At 36.8% G+C, this 17,113-nt stretch carries 24 protein-coding genes and 1 rRNA gene; 2 read left to right on the forward strand and 23 right to left on the reverse strand.

Annotated features, from left to right (window positions below; all coding sequences use genetic code 11):
* Window positions 1–68: ribosomal RNA gene (locus COD11_RS18040) — 16S ribosomal RNA — on the reverse strand; the annotation flags it as partial.
* A 265-nt stretch (window positions 69–333) separates the two neighbouring features.
* Window positions 334–528, reverse strand: a complete 195-nt coding sequence (locus tag COD11_RS18045) for a hypothetical protein (RefSeq protein WP_098798289.1) — start codon at window positions 526–528, stop codon at window positions 334–336.
* 112 nt (window positions 529–640) lie between these two features.
* Here COD11_RS18045 and pdaB point away from each other — a divergent pair, with 112 nt between their 5' ends.
* Window positions 641–1,405, forward strand: coding sequence for a polysaccharide deacetylase family sporulation protein PdaB (gene pdaB / locus COD11_RS18050; protein ID WP_098798290.1), 765 nt, complete (start codon window positions 641–643; stop codon window positions 1,403–1,405).
* A 614-nt stretch (window positions 1,406–2,019) separates the two neighbouring features.
* Here pdaB and COD11_RS18055 read toward each other — a convergent pair.
* Window positions 2,020–2,625: a KinB-signaling pathway activation protein gene (locus COD11_RS18055; RefSeq protein WP_098798291.1), complete on the reverse strand. Its 606-nt coding sequence runs from the start codon at window positions 2,623–2,625 to the stop codon at window positions 2,020–2,022.
* 146 nt (window positions 2,626–2,771) lie between these two features.
* On the opposite strand from COD11_RS18055, the gene gerD reads away from it, so the two are divergent.
* On the forward strand, window positions 2,772–3,404 hold the full coding sequence (gerD, locus tag COD11_RS18060; RefSeq protein ID WP_098798292.1) for a spore germination lipoprotein GerD: 633 nt from the start codon (window positions 2,772–2,774) through the stop codon (window positions 3,402–3,404).
* 29 nt (window positions 3,405–3,433) lie between these two features.
* Here gerD and COD11_RS18065 read toward each other — a convergent pair whose 3' ends face one another.
* The 20 genes from COD11_RS18065 to rplO form a co-directional block, all read right to left on the reverse strand.
* On the reverse strand, window positions 3,434–4,495 hold the full coding sequence (locus tag COD11_RS18065) for an Mrp/NBP35 family ATP-binding protein (RefSeq protein ID WP_098798293.1): 1,062 nt from the start codon (window positions 4,493–4,495) through the stop codon (window positions 3,434–3,436).
* Between the two features lie 86 nt (window positions 4,496–4,581).
* Window positions 4,582–5,295: an N-acetylmuramoyl-L-alanine amidase CwlD gene (gene cwlD / locus COD11_RS18070; RefSeq protein ID WP_098798294.1), complete on the reverse strand. Its 714-nt coding sequence runs from the start codon at window positions 5,293–5,295 to the stop codon at window positions 4,582–4,584.
* Window positions 5,296–5,370: 75 nt separating this feature from the next.
* Entirely contained in the window at window positions 5,371–5,808 is a 438-nt protein-coding gene (locus COD11_RS18075) for a DUF2521 family protein (RefSeq protein WP_098798295.1), read from the reverse strand.
* A gap of 194 nt (window positions 5,809–6,002) precedes the next feature.
* Window positions 6,003–6,263, reverse strand: coding sequence for a CotD family spore coat protein (locus COD11_RS18080; RefSeq protein WP_176551138.1), 261 nt, complete (start codon window positions 6,261–6,263; stop codon window positions 6,003–6,005).
* Window positions 6,264–6,436: 173 nt separating this feature from the next.
* Window positions 6,437–6,829 (reverse strand): 30S ribosomal protein S9, encoded by a 393-nt coding sequence (gene rpsI, locus COD11_RS18085; RefSeq protein WP_098798297.1) that lies wholly within the window; start codon window positions 6,827–6,829, stop codon window positions 6,437–6,439.
* Window positions 6,830–6,851: 22 nt separating this feature from the next.
* Window positions 6,852–7,289: a 50S ribosomal protein L13 gene (gene rplM / locus COD11_RS18090; protein ID WP_098798298.1), complete on the reverse strand. Its 438-nt coding sequence runs from the start codon at window positions 7,287–7,289 to the stop codon at window positions 6,852–6,854.
* 155 nt (window positions 7,290–7,444) lie between these two features.
* Window positions 7,445–8,185, reverse strand: a complete 741-nt coding sequence (gene truA / locus COD11_RS18095; protein WP_098798299.1) for a tRNA pseudouridine(38-40) synthase TruA — start codon at window positions 8,183–8,185, stop codon at window positions 7,445–7,447.
* 9 nt (window positions 8,186–8,194) lie between these two features.
* Window positions 8,195–8,992 (reverse strand): energy-coupling factor transporter transmembrane component T family protein, encoded by a 798-nt coding sequence (locus COD11_RS18100; protein ID WP_098798300.1) that lies wholly within the window; start codon window positions 8,990–8,992, stop codon window positions 8,195–8,197.
* The gene (locus tag COD11_RS18105) at window positions 8,989–9,855 is read right to left on the reverse strand and encodes an energy-coupling factor ABC transporter ATP-binding protein (RefSeq protein WP_098798301.1); all 867 of its coding nucleotides are present in this window, start codon (window positions 9,853–9,855) and stop codon (window positions 8,989–8,991) included. Before COD11_RS18105 ends, COD11_RS18100 begins: the two co-directional genes overlap by 4 nt.
* On the reverse strand, window positions 9,831–10,670 hold the full coding sequence (locus tag COD11_RS18110) for an energy-coupling factor ABC transporter ATP-binding protein (RefSeq protein ID WP_098798302.1): 840 nt from the start codon (window positions 10,668–10,670) through the stop codon (window positions 9,831–9,833). The genes COD11_RS18105 and COD11_RS18110 overlap by 25 nt, the downstream gene beginning before the upstream one ends.
* 165 nt (window positions 10,671–10,835) lie before the next feature.
* Window positions 10,836–11,231: a 50S ribosomal protein L17 gene (rplQ, locus tag COD11_RS18115; protein WP_098798303.1), complete on the reverse strand. Its 396-nt coding sequence runs from the start codon at window positions 11,229–11,231 to the stop codon at window positions 10,836–10,838.
* A 102-nt stretch (window positions 11,232–11,333) separates the two neighbouring features.
* Complete coding sequence (locus COD11_RS18120; RefSeq protein ID WP_098798304.1) at window positions 11,334–12,278, reverse strand: DNA-directed RNA polymerase subunit alpha; 945 nt, start codon at window positions 12,276–12,278, stop codon at window positions 11,334–11,336.
* A 176-nt stretch (window positions 12,279–12,454) separates the two neighbouring features.
* Window positions 12,455–12,844: a 30S ribosomal protein S11 gene (rpsK, locus tag COD11_RS18125; RefSeq protein WP_098798305.1), complete on the reverse strand. Its 390-nt coding sequence runs from the start codon at window positions 12,842–12,844 to the stop codon at window positions 12,455–12,457.
* A gap of 22 nt (window positions 12,845–12,866) precedes the next feature.
* Entirely contained in the window at window positions 12,867–13,232 is a 366-nt protein-coding gene (gene rpsM, locus COD11_RS18130; protein WP_098798306.1) for a 30S ribosomal protein S13, read from the reverse strand.
* Between the two features lie 22 nt (window positions 13,233–13,254).
* Window positions 13,255–13,368 carry a 50S ribosomal protein L36 gene (gene rpmJ, locus COD11_RS18135; protein ID WP_003156543.1) on the reverse strand — a complete coding sequence of 38 codons (114 nt, stop codon included), beginning with the start codon at window positions 13,366–13,368 and terminating at the stop codon, window positions 13,255–13,257.
* A gap of 36 nt (window positions 13,369–13,404) precedes the next feature.
* The gene (gene infA, locus COD11_RS18140) at window positions 13,405–13,623 is read right to left on the reverse strand and encodes a translation initiation factor IF-1 (protein WP_003348578.1); all 219 of its coding nucleotides are present in this window, start codon (window positions 13,621–13,623) and stop codon (window positions 13,405–13,407) included.
* Window positions 13,624–13,907: 284 nt separating this feature from the next.
* Complete coding sequence (gene map, locus COD11_RS18150; protein WP_098798307.1) at window positions 13,908–14,654, reverse strand: type I methionyl aminopeptidase; 747 nt, start codon at window positions 14,652–14,654, stop codon at window positions 13,908–13,910.
* Window positions 14,651–15,304, reverse strand: coding sequence for an adenylate kinase (locus COD11_RS18155; RefSeq protein WP_098798308.1), 654 nt, complete (start codon window positions 15,302–15,304; stop codon window positions 14,651–14,653). The genes map and COD11_RS18155 overlap by 4 nt, the downstream gene beginning before the upstream one ends.
* A 58-nt stretch (window positions 15,305–15,362) precedes the next feature.
* A complete protein-coding gene (gene secY, locus COD11_RS18160; RefSeq protein WP_098798309.1) occupies window positions 15,363–16,655 on the reverse strand; it encodes a preprotein translocase subunit SecY in 1,293 nt (430 codons plus the stop codon).
* Window positions 16,655–17,095: a 50S ribosomal protein L15 gene (gene rplO / locus COD11_RS18165; protein WP_026561238.1), complete on the reverse strand. Its 441-nt coding sequence runs from the start codon at window positions 17,093–17,095 to the stop codon at window positions 16,655–16,657. The genes secY and rplO overlap by 1 nt, the downstream gene beginning before the upstream one ends.
* Between the last annotated feature and the right edge of the window lie 18 nt (window positions 17,096–17,113).

Genomic DNA, 17,113 nt, shown 5'->3' on the forward strand with positions numbered 1-17,113 from the left:
CGCTCGACTTGCATGTATTAGGCACGCCGCCAGCGTTCGTCCTGAGCCAGGATCAAACTCTCCAATAAAGAGTTGATGTAGCTCATAAAAGTTTGTACTTTATAGTACGTTTTTTTGTTAATCGAAATTAACTTTTGCACGCTTGGTTTTGTTTAGTTTTCAAAGATCATTTAATGTCGTTCTCTCAGAAGCGACTTTATTAATATAACATTTTAACTAAGTTAGTGTCAACCATCTTTTTAAAAAAGTTTTTTTATAAAAGAGATAAACACTGTCGCTCAGCAGCGACGTTTTATAATATATCACCATTTTGAAAGAAGGTCAACAAAATCATTAAAGTTTTTTTGTTATTTTAGACATCACATTTACTAGTATATCTCTTTTTTCTTTTAATGCTCTTTCTTTTACACAGTTTCCCTCACTGAGTGACGCTCTAATGTATATAAGCTCATCTAATTCCGATAACTCCCTTATTAACATTTGCTCAATTTCTTGCCTTTCCTTCTCATGAAATAAGTAGTAGATCATTCATTTCTCCTCCTACCTACTCATTCTTTCTATATAATTTTATTTTTAATCATGTAAATAAGAGTCCAAGCATAGACTTGTCTCAAGAGTATGTTGTCTGAGGAGGACCGTTATGAATCAATTTCACGTATTTCATATTAAGAAAATTAAACAATTGGCCTTAATTATGTTGGCTGCATTTTTCACTGCCGGAATTCTATATGTTGAGAATGTATTAAACTATCCTGTTTTCTCAACATCAGATGGCCCAAAAGCGATTTATCGAGGAGAAACGAAAAACAATGAAATTGCTTTAACCTTTGATATAAGCTGGGGAGATGTTAAAGCCGAGAGTATTCTTGATACATTAAAAAAGCAGAACATAAAAAATAGCACATTCTTTTTATCTGCTTCATGGGCTGAAAGACATCCTGATGTTGTAAAACGGATTAAAGAAGATGGGCACCAGATTGGAAGCATGGGATATAACTACAAAGATTATCGAGATTTGGAGCCAAATGAAGTGAGAAAAGACCTATCCATGGCTCAAGAGGTATTCACTAAACTTGGTGTAAAGGATATTAAATTGCTCCGCCCACCAAGTGGAGGCTTTAATAAAGATGTTCTTAAAATTGCTTCACAGCAAGGGTATACAGTAGTGCATTATAGTGTTGATTCAGATGATTGGACCAACCCTGGTGTTGAAGCAATTGTACAGAACGCCACTTCTTCTATTAAAGGTGGAGATATTGTTCTATTGCATGCATCTGATTCAGCTAAACAAACAAATGAGGCTCTTCCCACAATTATTAAGGAAATAAGAAGTAAAGGATTAAAAAATGTTACAGTCGATGAATTAATTGCTAATGCTCAAACAAAGTCTTCTGAAGTTAAATAGTTTCTTTTTAAAGTATATTGCGTTTCTTCTTAGTTTCATGTGAAGAAGCGTTGAGCGATTACTTTATTTAAAGTTATGTATAATGGGACTATCCGCTTCAGTATGAAGGCGCTGAAGTTAGTCTTAATTAATTATAGATCTATATGACTTTTATGAGGACCATTCCCTTGGACTTCATGCTGACTTTGGTCTTCATCTCCTTTTGAAGACCATTTTTTACGTTCCTCATACTACTTTTGGTCTTCATCTCACTTATGAAGACCATTCCTCTCGTTCCTCATACTATTTCTAGTCTTCATCCCCTTTATGAAGACCATTTCTCTTGTTCCTCACACTAATTCTGGTCTTCATCTCCCTTATGAAGACCATTCCTCTCGTTGCTCATACTACTTTTAGTCTTCATACCCTTTATGAAGACCATTCCTCTCGTTCCTCATACTACTTTTAGTCTTCATCTCCCTTATGAAGACCATTTCTCTTGTTCCTCACACTAATTCTGGTCTTCATCCCCTTTATGTTTAATTATCATCCCTCAAAATGCCATTATAAATAAAAGGGATACAAATCATGTGATTTGTATCCCTTTACCTTAGAGTTAGATCCTAAACTGGGAGTTAGCTCCTTTTTTGCTGAAGAAATTTAGGAAGCATTAATAACTGGTAGGCATTACAGATTTGAATAGGAATAAGCATGAGTAGTAGCCAGTCCTCTTCGTTAACGCGCAATGCTGGAAACCATTCAATAACAGTTACGACAATCATAAAGAATAAAGCAGGTACAAATGCCTCTTTATTCGTATCTTTTCTTTTCATGAAAGCAACTATAAGTCCAACAATAAAGACATAACCTGCTATTAAGATATAAGATGTTAACGCTTCATTCTCTTTACTGAATAACTGATATCTGAAGTAAACTAGGTCAAATAAAACAAAAATAATTAAAAAGAGCTGAGCAATATTCCATAAAGAAGTTGATCTAAATATTCCTAACCCGAACCTATGTATGGTTAAATAAGCGAAAAAACCCATTTGAGATATAACGCTAAAAATTAAACCTACTCCGAATAACCAGAATAAAACAGATAGAATCTCAAGTACATCAAAAGTAATAAATAATTCTTTATATTCTTCCCATTTCAAGAGAAAGCCAATAATACTTGTAGCTACTCCACCAACTAGCAAAGTACTTAAAAATAATCGAACCCAATTTCTACTTTTCACTTATATATCCTCCATCATATTACTCCTTATGATTTTACCAATCCTTTATTAAAAAAGCCATACGTAACGATTTTCCTCGTATAAATTCTCTCATCTAAATCAAAATATAAATAGTATCACGCAAATAGAAAGGAGCTTGGATTACCATGAAGAGATACTCGCTCCTCATGACTTTAGCTGTTTTTATCTTTATGTCTGGGTGTGCTCCAAGAGAAGAATCAGGCACACAGATGGACTATGAGGAAACTAAAAAGATGGTTGTTGATATATTAAAAACAGACGATGGGAAAAAGGCGTTACAGGAAGTCATGAAAGATGAAGAAATGAAACAGGTCTTAATCATGGACCAAAGCGTTGTGAAAGAAACGATTAAAACAACGCTAACTTCTGAAGAAGGAACTAAATTTTGGCAAAAAGTATTTGAAGATCCAAAATTTGTAGAAAGCTTTGCTACAAGTATTAAGGATGAACACGAGAAGGTTATTAAAGAACTAATGAAAGATCCTGACTATCAGAAATTGCTTATCGATGTATTTAAAGATCCAGAAATGGAAAAGAATTTCCTTACCGCTGCTAAAAGTCAAGAATTCAGAAAACATCTTCAAGAAGTCATTACAGAAACCCTTTCTAGTCCACTATATAAGGCACAAATTCAGGAAACTCTGTTAAAAGCAGCAGAAGAAGCAGGCCAACAAAGTGGTGGTGGCAAAGAAGCTGAGCAAGGTGGCGGCGGACAAAGTGGTGGAAGTGGAGAAGAAAGTGGCGGTGGAGGAAGTTAAAATAAAAAAGCGCTTATATAGCGCTTTTTTTATGCTTTAACTGGAATTAACTTAGTCAATTGTTGTCCAATGGAATCGTATATCTTTCCTATCGGATGGTCTGCAGCATATACAGATGGAGCAAAATCTTCGTCATTCCAGTCTGGTTGTTGTAAAGGAATTTTCCCTAGTAGGGGTACTCTTAACTCTTCAGCTAATTTCTCACCGCCGCCACGGCCAAATACATATTCTATTTCGCCTGTTTTGGCACTTTCAAAATAAGCCATATTTTCTACAACACCAATTACTTCATGATCAGTTTGTAATGCCATAGCCCCCGCTCTAGCGGCTACAAATGCTGCAGTAGGATGAGGCGTTGACACTATGATTTCTTTACATGAAGGAAGCATTGAGTGAACATCTAATGCAACATCACCTGTTCCTGGAGGCAAGTCTAATAAGAGATAATCTAAATCTCCCCATTCAACTTCATTAAAGAAGTTATTTAACATTTTCCCAAGCATTGGGCCTCTCCAAATAACAGGTGCGTTATCTTCCACAAAAAATCCCATTGAAATAACCTTTACTCCAAATCTCTCAACAGGGATGATTTTCTCACCTTTAACAGCAGGTCTCTTTGTTATTCCCATCATATCAGGTACACTAAATCCGTATATATCTGCATCTATTAATCCTACCTTTTTCCCTAGACGTGCAAGAGATACAGCAAGATTAACCGACACTGTTGATTTTCCTACTCCACCTTTACCGCTTGCGATCGCAAGAAATGTTGTTTTATTTCCAGGGGATAATAAAGAATCTGACTGATTTCCATTAGTATCTTGATAGGCAGCAATTGTTTCTTGAGAAAGTTCGTGAAAGCGAAGTCCAACTGATTCTGCTCCTAGCTCTTTTACTATCGCAACAACCTTTTGTTGTAATTGAAGTTGCTCTGCTGTATTTAGTTTTGAAATGCCTATTCTCAGGCTAACATGTTGTTTTTCCTGCTTTATGTTTATTTCCTCAATAGCATTTAATTCTTCTAATGATATATGTAAGAAGGGATCTTCTAGTTTTCCTATTGCTGTTTTTATTGCTTCTTCTCTTAGCATAATATTCCACCCTTATTATGAAGTCGTTTACATCAGTATAACATAATTTTCTGATAAGGTAAGAAATCAGGGCTTAGCTATGCTCATTATTCTGGAGGATTTTTCTCATTTGAAAAATATCTTAAAACTCCATTATAGATAGAGGCAGCAACTTTATCTTGATAACTCTTGGTCTGAAGTAATTTTTCTTCTTGCGGATTTGATAAAAACCCTACTTCAACTAGAGCACCTGGCTTTTCAAGATTTTTAAGAAGATATACTCCATCAATTGGCTTGGCAACTCGCTCTGTATTTTCAAGATTTCTTCTTAATTCATCTTGTATATACTTTGCAATATTTTCATTCTCAATATATCTTCCGCTATAAAAAGTTTGAGCTCCACTCCACTTTGCTGAAGGAATTGCATTTAAATGAATACTCAAAAATAAATCTGCTTCAGATTCATTTATTATCTTTACCCGTTTTTTTAGATCCTCGGCTTTTCTCCGACTATATCCTGAGGTATCTTCATCTGCTAAATCTACATCTTCTTCTCTCGTAAGCAAAACAAGTGCACCTTGTTCTTGGAGGTAATCTCTTATAATTAACGAAATACTTAAAGATATATCCTTTTCTAAGGTATCACTTCCAACTGCCCCCCCATCTGGTCCTCCATGACCAGGGTCAATATAAATCACCTTACCAGTGAGCGGTAAATTCCATGATTCAAACGATTTGTTATCCGAAAATTGCCACTGAAATAGTATAAGTAATAAAACAAAGCCCCCAATAAAGCTTAACCATTTTATTTTTTTATCCATCCCTATTCCCTCCTGCTCGTCCTCAATTTCAATATATGGGACAACCGATGGGAATATGATTAATCTTATTAGAAACTAATGAAGTCTTAATTTGTATCTTTTTTCACCTTTTAAATATCCTTCTTTCCACCAAATATGAATATAATATTCACAGGCTAAGTGAATTTCTTCAAAGGATAGATCTCCTTCTTTTACTTTGCCCCATGTAAGAAAGTAGTCAAATAAATCATCGATTAATCTTTTTTCTTCTAATTGACATCTTTTATGGGCTGATTGCATAGATTCACCGTAATAGCCAAACTTACTGTACTTGGCACCGAGTAAAAATGCCTCTATTGCAAAATCGATACAACCATCTTCAACCACTGATTTTTTAAAATTACTATTAAAGCTTCCAAAACAATCGTCAATTTTTCCTTTAATCTCTGTTAAAGAAAGTTCTCTTAACATCTTTCTTTCATATTTTAATTCTTTCTGATGTCTCTTCTGCTTTAAAGAAATAATTTCATTCATAGTAGATGCCTCCCTTATATGTATTGTTTATCACTACCTGTTTCTCATTCGTAAAAATGCTGCCAATTTCAGCTAAGATTAAGAAATGAGAAATAAAAATTATTTCCCAAGAAATGAATAAAACTGTTTACTAATTGAAGTGTTATATAAAAAAAGAAGAACCATTCATAAAGAATAGTTCTTCTTTTCAGAATTTAGAAGAATCCACGTCGGGGACCAGTAAAACCTCTTCCTGGACTATTACCAGCAAACCAAGACCTTGGTGGTAATGTTACATTTCTAACTGTCGCAACATTTCTTACAGTATGAGGATATAAAGATTGGTGACGATTAATATAATTGTGACGAACGATTGTCTCAACTGGTTTAATATGTTGAATCGTTTGGGGGTAGAATACATCTCTTACATTGACTCTGGTAGGATAAACAACTTTTTTAGCAGGGCCTCTAAACAAAAGAAACAGCTCCTTTCAAGTAAGATATTACAATGTATGCTTAATTGAAAGAAGCTGTATATGCAGAAAAACTATGCTTAGAATTTATTTAGCAAAGTTGCCCCCAGATAGTTGTCGATTAGACAAATAAAAAAACCCCCAACCAATTGGTTGAGAGTCTTTGAAACGTAATATTAACGTTTTGAGAACTGAGGTGCACGACGAGCGCCTTTAAGACCGTATTTTTTACGTTCTTTCATACGAGCGTCACGAGTTAATAAACCAGCGCGTTTAAGTGATGCACGGTATTCTGGATCTGCTTCTAATAAAGCACGAGAGATACCATGACGGATAGCGCCTGCTTGACCAGCATATCCACCACCTGAAACATTAACAAGAACATCATAGTTACCTGCAGTTTCAGTTAAGTGTAATGGTTGTTTAATATCTTCGATAAGTGCAGCTGATGGGATATATTCTTTAATATCACGATTGTTTACAACGATACGGCCTTCGCCTGGAACTAGACGTACACGAGCAACTGAGCTTTTACGACGACCAGTACCGTAATATTGAACCTGTGCCAAATTAATTACCTCCTCTTAATAATTATCCGCGAAGTTCGTAAACTTCAGGTTGTTGTGCTTGGTGTGGATGTTCACTACCAGCATATACATGTAATTTCTTAGCCATTTGACGACCTAATGAACCTTTTGGAAGCATTCCTTTGATTGCTAATTCAAGCATTTTCTCAGGATAGTTCGTACGCATTTCCAAAGCAGTTCTAGATTTTAAACCACCTGGGAATTGGCTGTGACGGTAGTAAATTTTATCAGTTAATTTTTTACCTGTTAATTCAATTTTATCAGCGTTGATTAGAATTACATGATCTCCAGTGTCAACGTGTGGTGTGTAAGTTGGTTTGTGCTTACCACGTAGGATAGATGCAACTTCACTTGAAAGGCGACCTAAAGTTTTGCCTTCAGCATCTACTACGTACCATTTACGTTCGATATTTGCAGCGTTTGCCATAAACGTTGTACGCATTATTTTCTTCCTCCTAGTTAGTTAAAATAAAAGATGGTTCCTATTCTATTTCATAACACGATAAGTTTCCGGGGCTTATTCGTGGGGTTGAAATACATACCATTAGATATAATATACTGTATATAACCTAATGTCAAGGGGATGTTACACCTGGTTTAGTTGTCATAGTAAACTTTCCATAAATATAAACCATGACCTGGGACAGTTTTCCCACTTAAACTCCTGTCTCTTCCTTTTATTACTGAAGATATACTTTCAGGGGTTCTTATCCCTTGGCCTACCTCTAATAATGTTCCTACTAAAATTCTCACCATATTATATAAAAAGCCATTTCCAATAAAAGAAAATATAATGTCAGATTCCTCTTTAACAATATCTATAGAAAATATGGTTCTAACTTTATCTTCCACTTCTGTTTTTGCTACACAAAAACTCGTGAAATCATGCGTACCACAAAGATATTGAGATGCTTTCCTCATTAACTCCACATCTAAGTGATATGGGAAATGATACATATAATGTCGTTTAAATACATCTTGGATCTTAGCAGTATTAATTTGGTAACGATATTCTTTCTTTAGCGCATGAAACCGAGAATGAAAATCATCATCTACATATACAGCCTCTTTAATTGATATATCATCTGGCAGCAAACTGTTTAATGCATATGGCCACTTTCCCTCAGGTATGGTTAAATTTGTATCAAAGTGAAAAACTTGGCCTAATGCATGTACCTGTGCATCTGTTCTACCAGACGCATAAATTCTAACAGCCTGCCCTTTATGAAGTTTTAATAGAGAATTCTCTATTTCACTTTGAACTGTTCTTTTATTTGGTTGTACCTGATATCCACTGAATTGTGTTCCGTCATAAGATACAATGCATTTTACTCTCATCTTTTGCTCCTATGCCCGTAAATATAGTAAGACTAGTCCTAAAACTACTAAGAGTGCTAAAAGAGAGGTATCCATTAACCCCCATTTCAACTGACGCAACTTTGTTCGTCCTTCTCCTCCATTATATCCACGAGCTTCCATGGCTGTAGCAAGCTCCTCAGCCCTTTTAAAGGCACTAATAAAGAGAGGGACAAGCAAAGGAACAACAGCCTTAAATCGATCCTTTAAAGGGCCTCCTGTGAAGTCTACACCTCTTGCCATTTGCGCTTTTAATATTTTATCCGTTTCCTCCATTAATGTTGGAATAAATCTTAAAGAAATCGACATCATTAAAGCAAGTTCATGAACAGGTAATCCAAGTTTACCAAATGGACCTAAAAGACTTTCCATACCATCAGTAATTTCAATTGGAGTTGTAGTTAAAGTTAGTATAGTGGTAATTAAAATAAGATATAAAAATCTTAGTGAAATAAATATACCCTGTTTTAGCCCCTCTTCATAAATCTTAAGAAATCTTAAGTCAATCAAGACTTCGCCTTCCTTTGTCACTATAAGATGCAGAATAAAGGTAAAAAGAATAATCCATAAAACAGGTCTAAGTCCCCTTATTAAAAACCTAAGAGGTAGCTTTGTCATCATAACAACGAAGAGGGTAAAAACTCCCAATAGAGCATAAGTGAGAAAATTATTGGCAATAAATACAATAAACACAAAAGCAAAAATTAGGATTAATTTAGCCCTAGGATCCATTCTGTGAATAAGAGAAGAGCCTGGTACATATTTACCAATAATGATATTGTTCATCAAACCTGCCCCACCTCTTTCATAAGAGAGGTCAATTGATCAACTGTTTCCTCTAATGTTAGTGGAATATCACCTAAAGGTATTCCTTTTGCAGCAAGCTTTTGCTGGAGTTTAACTGTTTCAGGTAAATCTAAACCTAATGCTGAAAGCTTCTCTCCTTGACTAAAAATCTCTCTTGGAGTTCCTCTCATTTCAATGGTGCCTTTATGCATAACAATAATTTCGTCAGAATATTTTGCGGCATCCTCCATGCTGTGAGTAACCAAAATAATCGTTAGATTTTGCTCACGACGAAGTCTATAGAATAAGTCCATCATTTCTTTACGACCTTTAGGGTCTAAACCCGCAGTAGGTTCATCAAGAACTAAAACCTCAGGACCCATAGCTAAAACACCAGCAATAGCAACTCTCCGCATTTGTCCACCACTTAAATCAAACGGTGACTTCTGTAAAATCGATTCAGGTAATCCTACTATTTCTAGTGATTTCTTTGCCTTCTTAAAAGCATCCTCTTCACTTACACCGAAATTCATTGGACCAAAAGCTATATCTTTCTCAACAGTTTCTTCAAAAAGCTGATGTTCAGGAAATTGAAATACAATTCCTACTAGCCTTCTTACTTCCTTAAGGTTCTTCTGTTTTTTACCTGCCTCAATAATGTGAGTACCAATCTGAACAGAACCAACAGTAGGCTTTAACAACCCATTTAAATGCTGGAGAATGGTGGACTTTCCTGAGCCTGTGTGACCTATAATGGACAAATAGGTTCCCTTTTTAATGGAGAGGTTTACATCATAGAGTGCAAGTCGTTCAAATGGGGTTCTTGCTTGATAACGATGTTCTACATCTTTGAACGTAATGTCCATAGCTCTTCCACCAGCCCTTCTTCAGTCAAATGGTTACCCTTAATTGGAATACCTTGATCTCTTAACTTTTTGCTTAACTGTAGGGGAAATGGTAAGTCTAAACCGATTTTAACTAACTCATCATCAAGTTTAAACACTTCATCTGGAGTTCCTTCGGCAAACTTCTTACCACCATTCATTACAATGATTCGATCGGCTTTAGATGCTTCCTCTAAATCATGTGTGATTGAGATAACCGTTAATGTTCCTTGAGCATTAAGATCACGAACAGTTTGAATAACTTCATCTCTTCCTAATGGATCTAACATTGAAGTGGCTTCATCAAGAATAATGATATCCGGCTGAACTGCTATGACTCCTGCAATAGCAACACGTTGTTTTTGTCCACCTGAAAGATGATGCGGTTCATGTTCAAGAAATTGATCCATGCTAACCTTTTTTGTCGCCCAATCAATTCTCCTTACCATTTCATCCCTAGCAACTCCGTGATTCTCTAATCCAAAGGCTACATCATCTTTAACAGTGGTGCCAACAAATTGATTATCAGGATTCTGAAAAACCATTCCAACATGTTTCCGTATATCCCAAATCGTCTCTTCAGATAATTCAATTCCACATACTCGAACCTTTCCTTTATCAGGAACATATAGTCCATTTAATATACGTGCTAGAGTTGATTTACCTGAGCCGTTGTGACCAACAATAGCAAGCCATTCTCCCTTATTAACCTGTATAGATACATTCTCTAACGCAGGAGCAGCTTCTTGATGATAGTGAAATGTTATATTTTCAACATCGATGATTGTCTGACCCATCCTCGTCTCTCCTAATCTTTCTATACGTGATCATGACCACAGCTCTTCGTACAGCATCAAGGGAAGGAAAGTGATTAATGATGAATCTATTAATGTATTTTCCTTCCCTATAAAAAAAGGGCATTGATCCAGTTATGAAACTGTCACGCCCTTGTAAGAAACTTATTAAACTAATTCAATGATGACCATTGGAGCACCGTCTCCGCGACGAGGTCCAAGTTTCATAATACGAGTGTAACCACCTTGACGGTCTTCGTAACGTGGAGCGATATCACTGAAAAGTTTTTCTAAAGCATATTTTGGCTTATCCTTTTCTTTACCTTCTTCAGTTGTAACAGATACAACTTCAGCTACTTCATTACGTACATAAGCTGCAGCTAAACGACGAGCATGAAGGTCTCCGCGCTTTCCTAGTGTGATCATCTTTTCAACAGTAGAACGTAATTCTTTTGCACGAGCTTCTGTTGTTTCAATGCGCTCACTAATGATTAAGTCAGTAGTTAAGTCACGTAGCATTGCTTTACGTTGAGCACTAGTACGGCCTAATTTTCTGTATGACATGAGATGTCCCCTCCTTCGTTGTATAATGTATGTTGTTATTTAATAGAGGCAAGCTATTTTTACCGATAGCATACGAAAATGCTAGTTTTTACAAACTAGTCATCAGTCGTCTTTTCGAAGACCTAAACCTAGTTCTTCTAATTTTGCCTTAACTTCTTCAAGAGATTTACGACCTAGATTTCGAACCTTCATCATATCTTCTTCTGTTTTATGAGCTAACTCTTGCACTGTATTAATTCCAGCACGTTTTAAACAGTTGTATGAACGGACAGATAGATCTAATTCTTCAATCGTCATCTCAAGAACTTTTTCTTTTTGATCCTCTTCTTTTTCAACCATAATTTCTGCGTTTTGAGCTTCATCAGTAAGCCCTACAAAGATATTAAGGTGTTCTGTTAGGATCTTAGAACCTAAAGCAATTGCTTCTTTCGGCCCTGTACTTCCATCTGTCCAAACATCTAACGTTAACTTATCATAGTTAGCAACTTGACCTACACGTGTTTTTTCTACTTGGTAGGAAACACGCGCTACTGGTGTAAAGATTGAGTCAATAGGAATAACCCCTATCGGCTGGTCTTCACGTTTGTTTGAATCAGCTGGTGTATAACCACGTCCGCGCTTAGCTGTTAGCCTCATTCTAAAGCTAGCATCTGAAGCTAGAGTTGCAATATGAAGATCTGGATTTAAAATCTCTACATCACTATCATGAGTAATATCGGATGCAGTTACACTACCTTCGCCTTGAACATCAATTTCTAGCGTCTTTTCTTCATCTGAATAGATTTTAAGAGCAAGCTTTTTAATGTTTAAGATAATCGAAGTAACATCTTCAACAACACCTTCGATCGTTGAAAACTCATGAAGTACGCCATCTATTTGGATCGATGTTACAGCGGCACCAGGGAGTGAGGATAAAAGAATACGACGTAAGGAGTTACCCAAAGTTGTACCATATCCACGCTCAAGTGGCTCGACGACGAATTTACCATATTTGGCATCATCGCTGATTTCAACCGTTTCGATTTTTGGTTTTTCAATTTCTATCATCTATAAACCCTCCTTCAAAACGTCGAAACCCCGGCTAGACTCTATAGATTCATGTCTAACCGAAATTCCTCATTCAAAAGTTCCCGAATGTGCACAACAACAGAATGTTTCTGCTAGAACTTATATACTGTATCATAACCCATTATTGACAGGGATACAAAATCTATACAGAAAATTTACACACGACGACGTTTTGGTGGACGGCATCCATTATGTGGTACTGGAGTAACATCTCTGATTGCAGTTACTTCTAGACCTGCAGCTTGAAGAGAACGGATTGCAGCTTCACGTCCTGCACCTGGTCCTTTAACAGTAACTTCTAGAGTTTTTAAACCGTGATCCATAGATGCTTTTGCAGCTGTTTCTGCAGCCATTTGTGCAGCGAAAGGAGTGGATTTACGAGAACCTCTAAAACCTAACGCACCAGCACTTGACCATGAAATTGCATTACCATGAGTATCAGTAATAGTAACGATCGTGTTATTGAATGTTGAACGGATATGAGCAATACCACTTTCAATATTCTTTTTCACACGACGTTTACGAGTGTTCGTTTTACGTGCCATTATTGGTTAACCTCCTTTTACCTTATTTTTTCTTGTTTGCTACTGTACGACGTGGTCCCTTACGTGTACGAGCATTGTTTTTCGTGTTTTGTCCGCGAACTGGTAAGCCACGACGGTGACGGATACCACGGAATGAACCGATCTCGATTAGACGTTTAATGTTAAGAGAGATTTCACGACGAAGGTCACCCTCAACTTTAAGCTTATCGATTACATCACGAATTTTCCCTAACTCTTCTTCAGTTAAATCACGTACACGAGTATCTTCAGAAACTCCAGCTTCAGCTAGAACTTTTTCAGCAGTAGAACGTCCGATCCCGAAAATATACGTTAATGAAATAACAACACGTTTGTCGCGAGGAATATCAACACCTGCAATACGAGCCATTATGCTTGCACCTCCTTATATATTAACCTTGTTTTTGCTTATGTTTAGGATTCTCACATATAACCATGACTTTGCCTTTTCTGCGGATAACTTTACATTTCTCACAGATCGGTTTAACAGATGGTCTGACCTTCATGATTTTAATACCTCCTTAGTAGTACGGAGTGCTAAATTATTTAAAACGGTACGTAATTCTACCACGAGTTAAATCATATGGAGATAATTCTACCGTAACTTTGTCTCCAGGTAAAATACGAATGAAATGCATGCGAATCTTTCCGGATACATGCGCTAATACCGTATGACCGTTCTCAAGTTCTACCTTAAACATTGCGTTTGGTAATGTTTCAACAACAGTTCCTTCTACTTCAATTACATCGTCTTTCGCCATTGAACTGTTCTCCCTTCTTCAAATCAGTAACTTGCTCATCGACAAACTCAGGATTAATTACCTAATTGTCACACGACCTGCTTCTAATATACTGTTCTGAACTTCTGGAGATACGCTAATAGATCATTCTTGGTGATGAAGAAAAACTCTCGCTTTCTCCGTCAGCTAAAACGATATCCCTCTTATCTTGGCGCATTTTTTATAGCTGATCAAACAATTTGCTTAGTCAACTAAACACACGTGGTAACGATAATCGGATCATTTTAAGCAATGTCACCTATCGATTATGCCTTAGTCAGAATCTCAAAACCATCTTCAGTAATAGCAATAGTGTGTTCAAAATGAGCACAGTATTTTCCATCAACTGTTACAACAGTCCAATCATCTTCCAAGGTTCTTACATAACGGGTACCTGCATTAACCATCGGTTCAATCGCTAGTACCATTCCTGGTTTTAACCTAGGACCTTTATTTGGTGGACCATAATGAGGGATCTGAGGATCTTCATGAAGCTCCTGCCCGACACCGTGACCAACATACTCTCTCACAACTGAGAAGCCATGCTCTTCAACATATGTTTGGATAGCATGAGAAATGTTAGATAATCGATCGCCTGGCTTTGCTTCTTTAAGACCCCTGAATAAAGATTCTTCAGTAACATCTAATAATCTTTGAGCTTCATCAGAAATCTTACCAACAGGATAGGTCCAAGCTGAGTCACCATGATATCCATTATATTTCGCACCAATATCGATACTAATGATGTCCCCGTCATTTAATACACGATCACCCGGTATTCCGTGAACGAGCTCTTCATTTACTGAAGCACATATGCTTCCGCGGAAACCATTATACCCTTTAAATGAAGGAATTGCATCATGTGCACGAATAAATTTTTCGGCAATTACATCCAGTTCCTTCGTCGTTACACCAGGTTTAATGTGTTTAATTAATTCTTGATGAGTTAAAGCGACAATTCGTCCTGCTTCTCGCATAATTTCTAGTTCACGCTGAGTCTTACAAATGATCATGCACCTAGTCCTCCAACCAGTTGATCAACGTCGTTAAATACTAGATCGATATCCTGTTCACCATCTATATTTCTTAAATAACCTTTTTCATTATAAAAGTCTAATAGAGGTTGTGTTTGTTGAAGGTTCACTTCTAAACGATTAGCTACTGTTTCTTCGTTATCATCTGCGCGTTGGTAAAGCTCGCCACCGCATTTATCACACTTACCTTCGTTAGCAGGTGGATTAAATACTAAGTGGTAAGTTGCTCCACATTGTTTGCAGATACGACGACCAGTTAATCGTTCCATTAGGATATCTTTATTAACTTGTATATTAATGACATAATCAATCTGTTTGTTTAGGTCTGTTAGAATTCCTTCAAGCGCATCTGCTTGAGCTACTGTTCTTGGAAAGCCATCTAAAAGGAAACCTTTTTGACAATCATTCTTGCCTAAACGTTCACGAACAATACCAATGGTAACTTCATCGGGAACTAATTCTCCTTTATCAATGAAAGACTTAGCTTGTAGACCAAGTTCTGTTTCTTCTTTCATAGCAGCTCTGAACATATCTCCTGTTGAGATATGAGGGATGTCGTATTTGTCTACAATACGTTCAGCTTGAGTTCCTTTCCCAGCACCAGGAAGACCCATTAATACTAGATTCATTTGTATTCCCCCCTCAGTCTCTATTTAGAGGGAATGGGAAGGATTTCCCATATCCTCATTATTTAATAAAGCCTTTATAATGACGTTTCACTAGCTGACTTTCAAGTTGTTTCATTGTTTCAAGTGCTACACCGACAACAATTAATAAACTAGTTCCACCAATCTGTGCAGATTGTGGAAGATCAGCAAATTTAATGAAGAAAACAGGAAGAACAGCTATAGCTGCTAAGAAAAGAGAACCAACAAAAGTTAAACGATATAATACCTTTGTAACATATTCCTGCGTGCTCTTACCTGGTCTAATACCAGGGATATAACCGCCTTGTTTCTTCAAATTATCCGCCATTTGTTCAGGATTAACTTGAACAAATGTATAGAAGTACGTAAATGCTAAGATTAACGCAACATAGATAACCATACCTATTGGCTGTGTGTAATCAAAAGTTTTCGATATCCAATCTGTCACATCGTTAGGACCAAAGAAAGATGCAATAGTAGGAGGTGTAATAATAAATGATACCGCGAAGATAACAGGAATTACACCAGCTGGGTTAACTTTTAACGGTAGGTGTGTCGAATGACCGCCACCCATGTTTTTGTTACCAGCACCCTTAGCATATTGAATTGGTATTTTACGAAGTGCTTGTTGAATAAAGATCGTTCCTACTACAACAGCTAATATTGCTAAAATTAAGATGACAACTGTCACAATTTTAATGAAAAGTTGATCACCGGCATCTTCGAATTGTTGTGCATAAATTTGGTTAACAGTTGAGGGAATCCCTGCTACAATCCCTGCAAAGATGATAATGGAAATACCATTTCCTACACCTTTAGAAGTGATTTGCTCTCCTAACCACATTAAGAATGCTGTACCTGCTGTTAATACAATCGCAATTAACAAGTATGTTCCTATACCAGGGTTATTAATTAATAATCCTCCTGATTGGGTGTTAAACCCGTAAGACATACCTAACGCTTGGATGAAACCTAATATTATCGTAAAGTATCTTGTAAATTGAGCTAACTTACGACGCCCAACTTCACCTTGTTTAGACCATTCAGTAAACTTCGGAACAACATCCATCTGTAAAAGTTGAATGATGATTGAAGCTGTGATGTATGGCATTATTCCCATCGCTAAAATAGAGAAGTTATATAATGCTCCACCACCGAATGTATTTAGAATTCCGAACACGTTAAGTTCATCCTGGGCCTTTAACACATCAGCATTAACATTAGGCACAGGTATGAACGTACCAATACGAAATACTACTAACATTAAAAGGGTGAATATGATCTTACTTCTAATATCACCCACGCGCATAAAATTGGAGATTGTTTTAAACATTAGATCACCTCAGCTGTACCGCCAGCAGATTCAATTGCTTCTTTAGCAGAAGCTGAGAATTTGTTAGCTTTTACAGTAAGTTTTTTCTCTAACTGGCCGTTACCAAGGATTTTTACACCAGATTTCACATTACTTACAACGCCTGTTTCAAGTAATAACTCTGGAGTAACCTCTGTACCGTCTTCGAAACGGTTTAGGACATCAAGGTTAACAATTGCAAAGTCCTTGCGGTTGATGTTTGTGAATCCACGTTTAGGTAAGCGTTGGAACAAAGGAGTTTGACCACCTTCGAATCCAGGACGAACTCCACCACCAGAACGAGCATTTTGTCCTTTATGACCTTTACCAGCTGTTTTACCGTTACCAGAACCGATACCACGACCAACACGATTACGTGTTTTACGTGAACCTTCTGCTGGTTTCAACTCATGAAGTTTCATCGGGACACCTCCTTATAT

Source organism: Bacillus sp. AFS040349 (genome assembly GCF_002577655.1).
Taxonomy (GTDB): domain Bacteria; phylum Bacillota; class Bacilli; order Bacillales; family Bacillaceae; genus Metabacillus.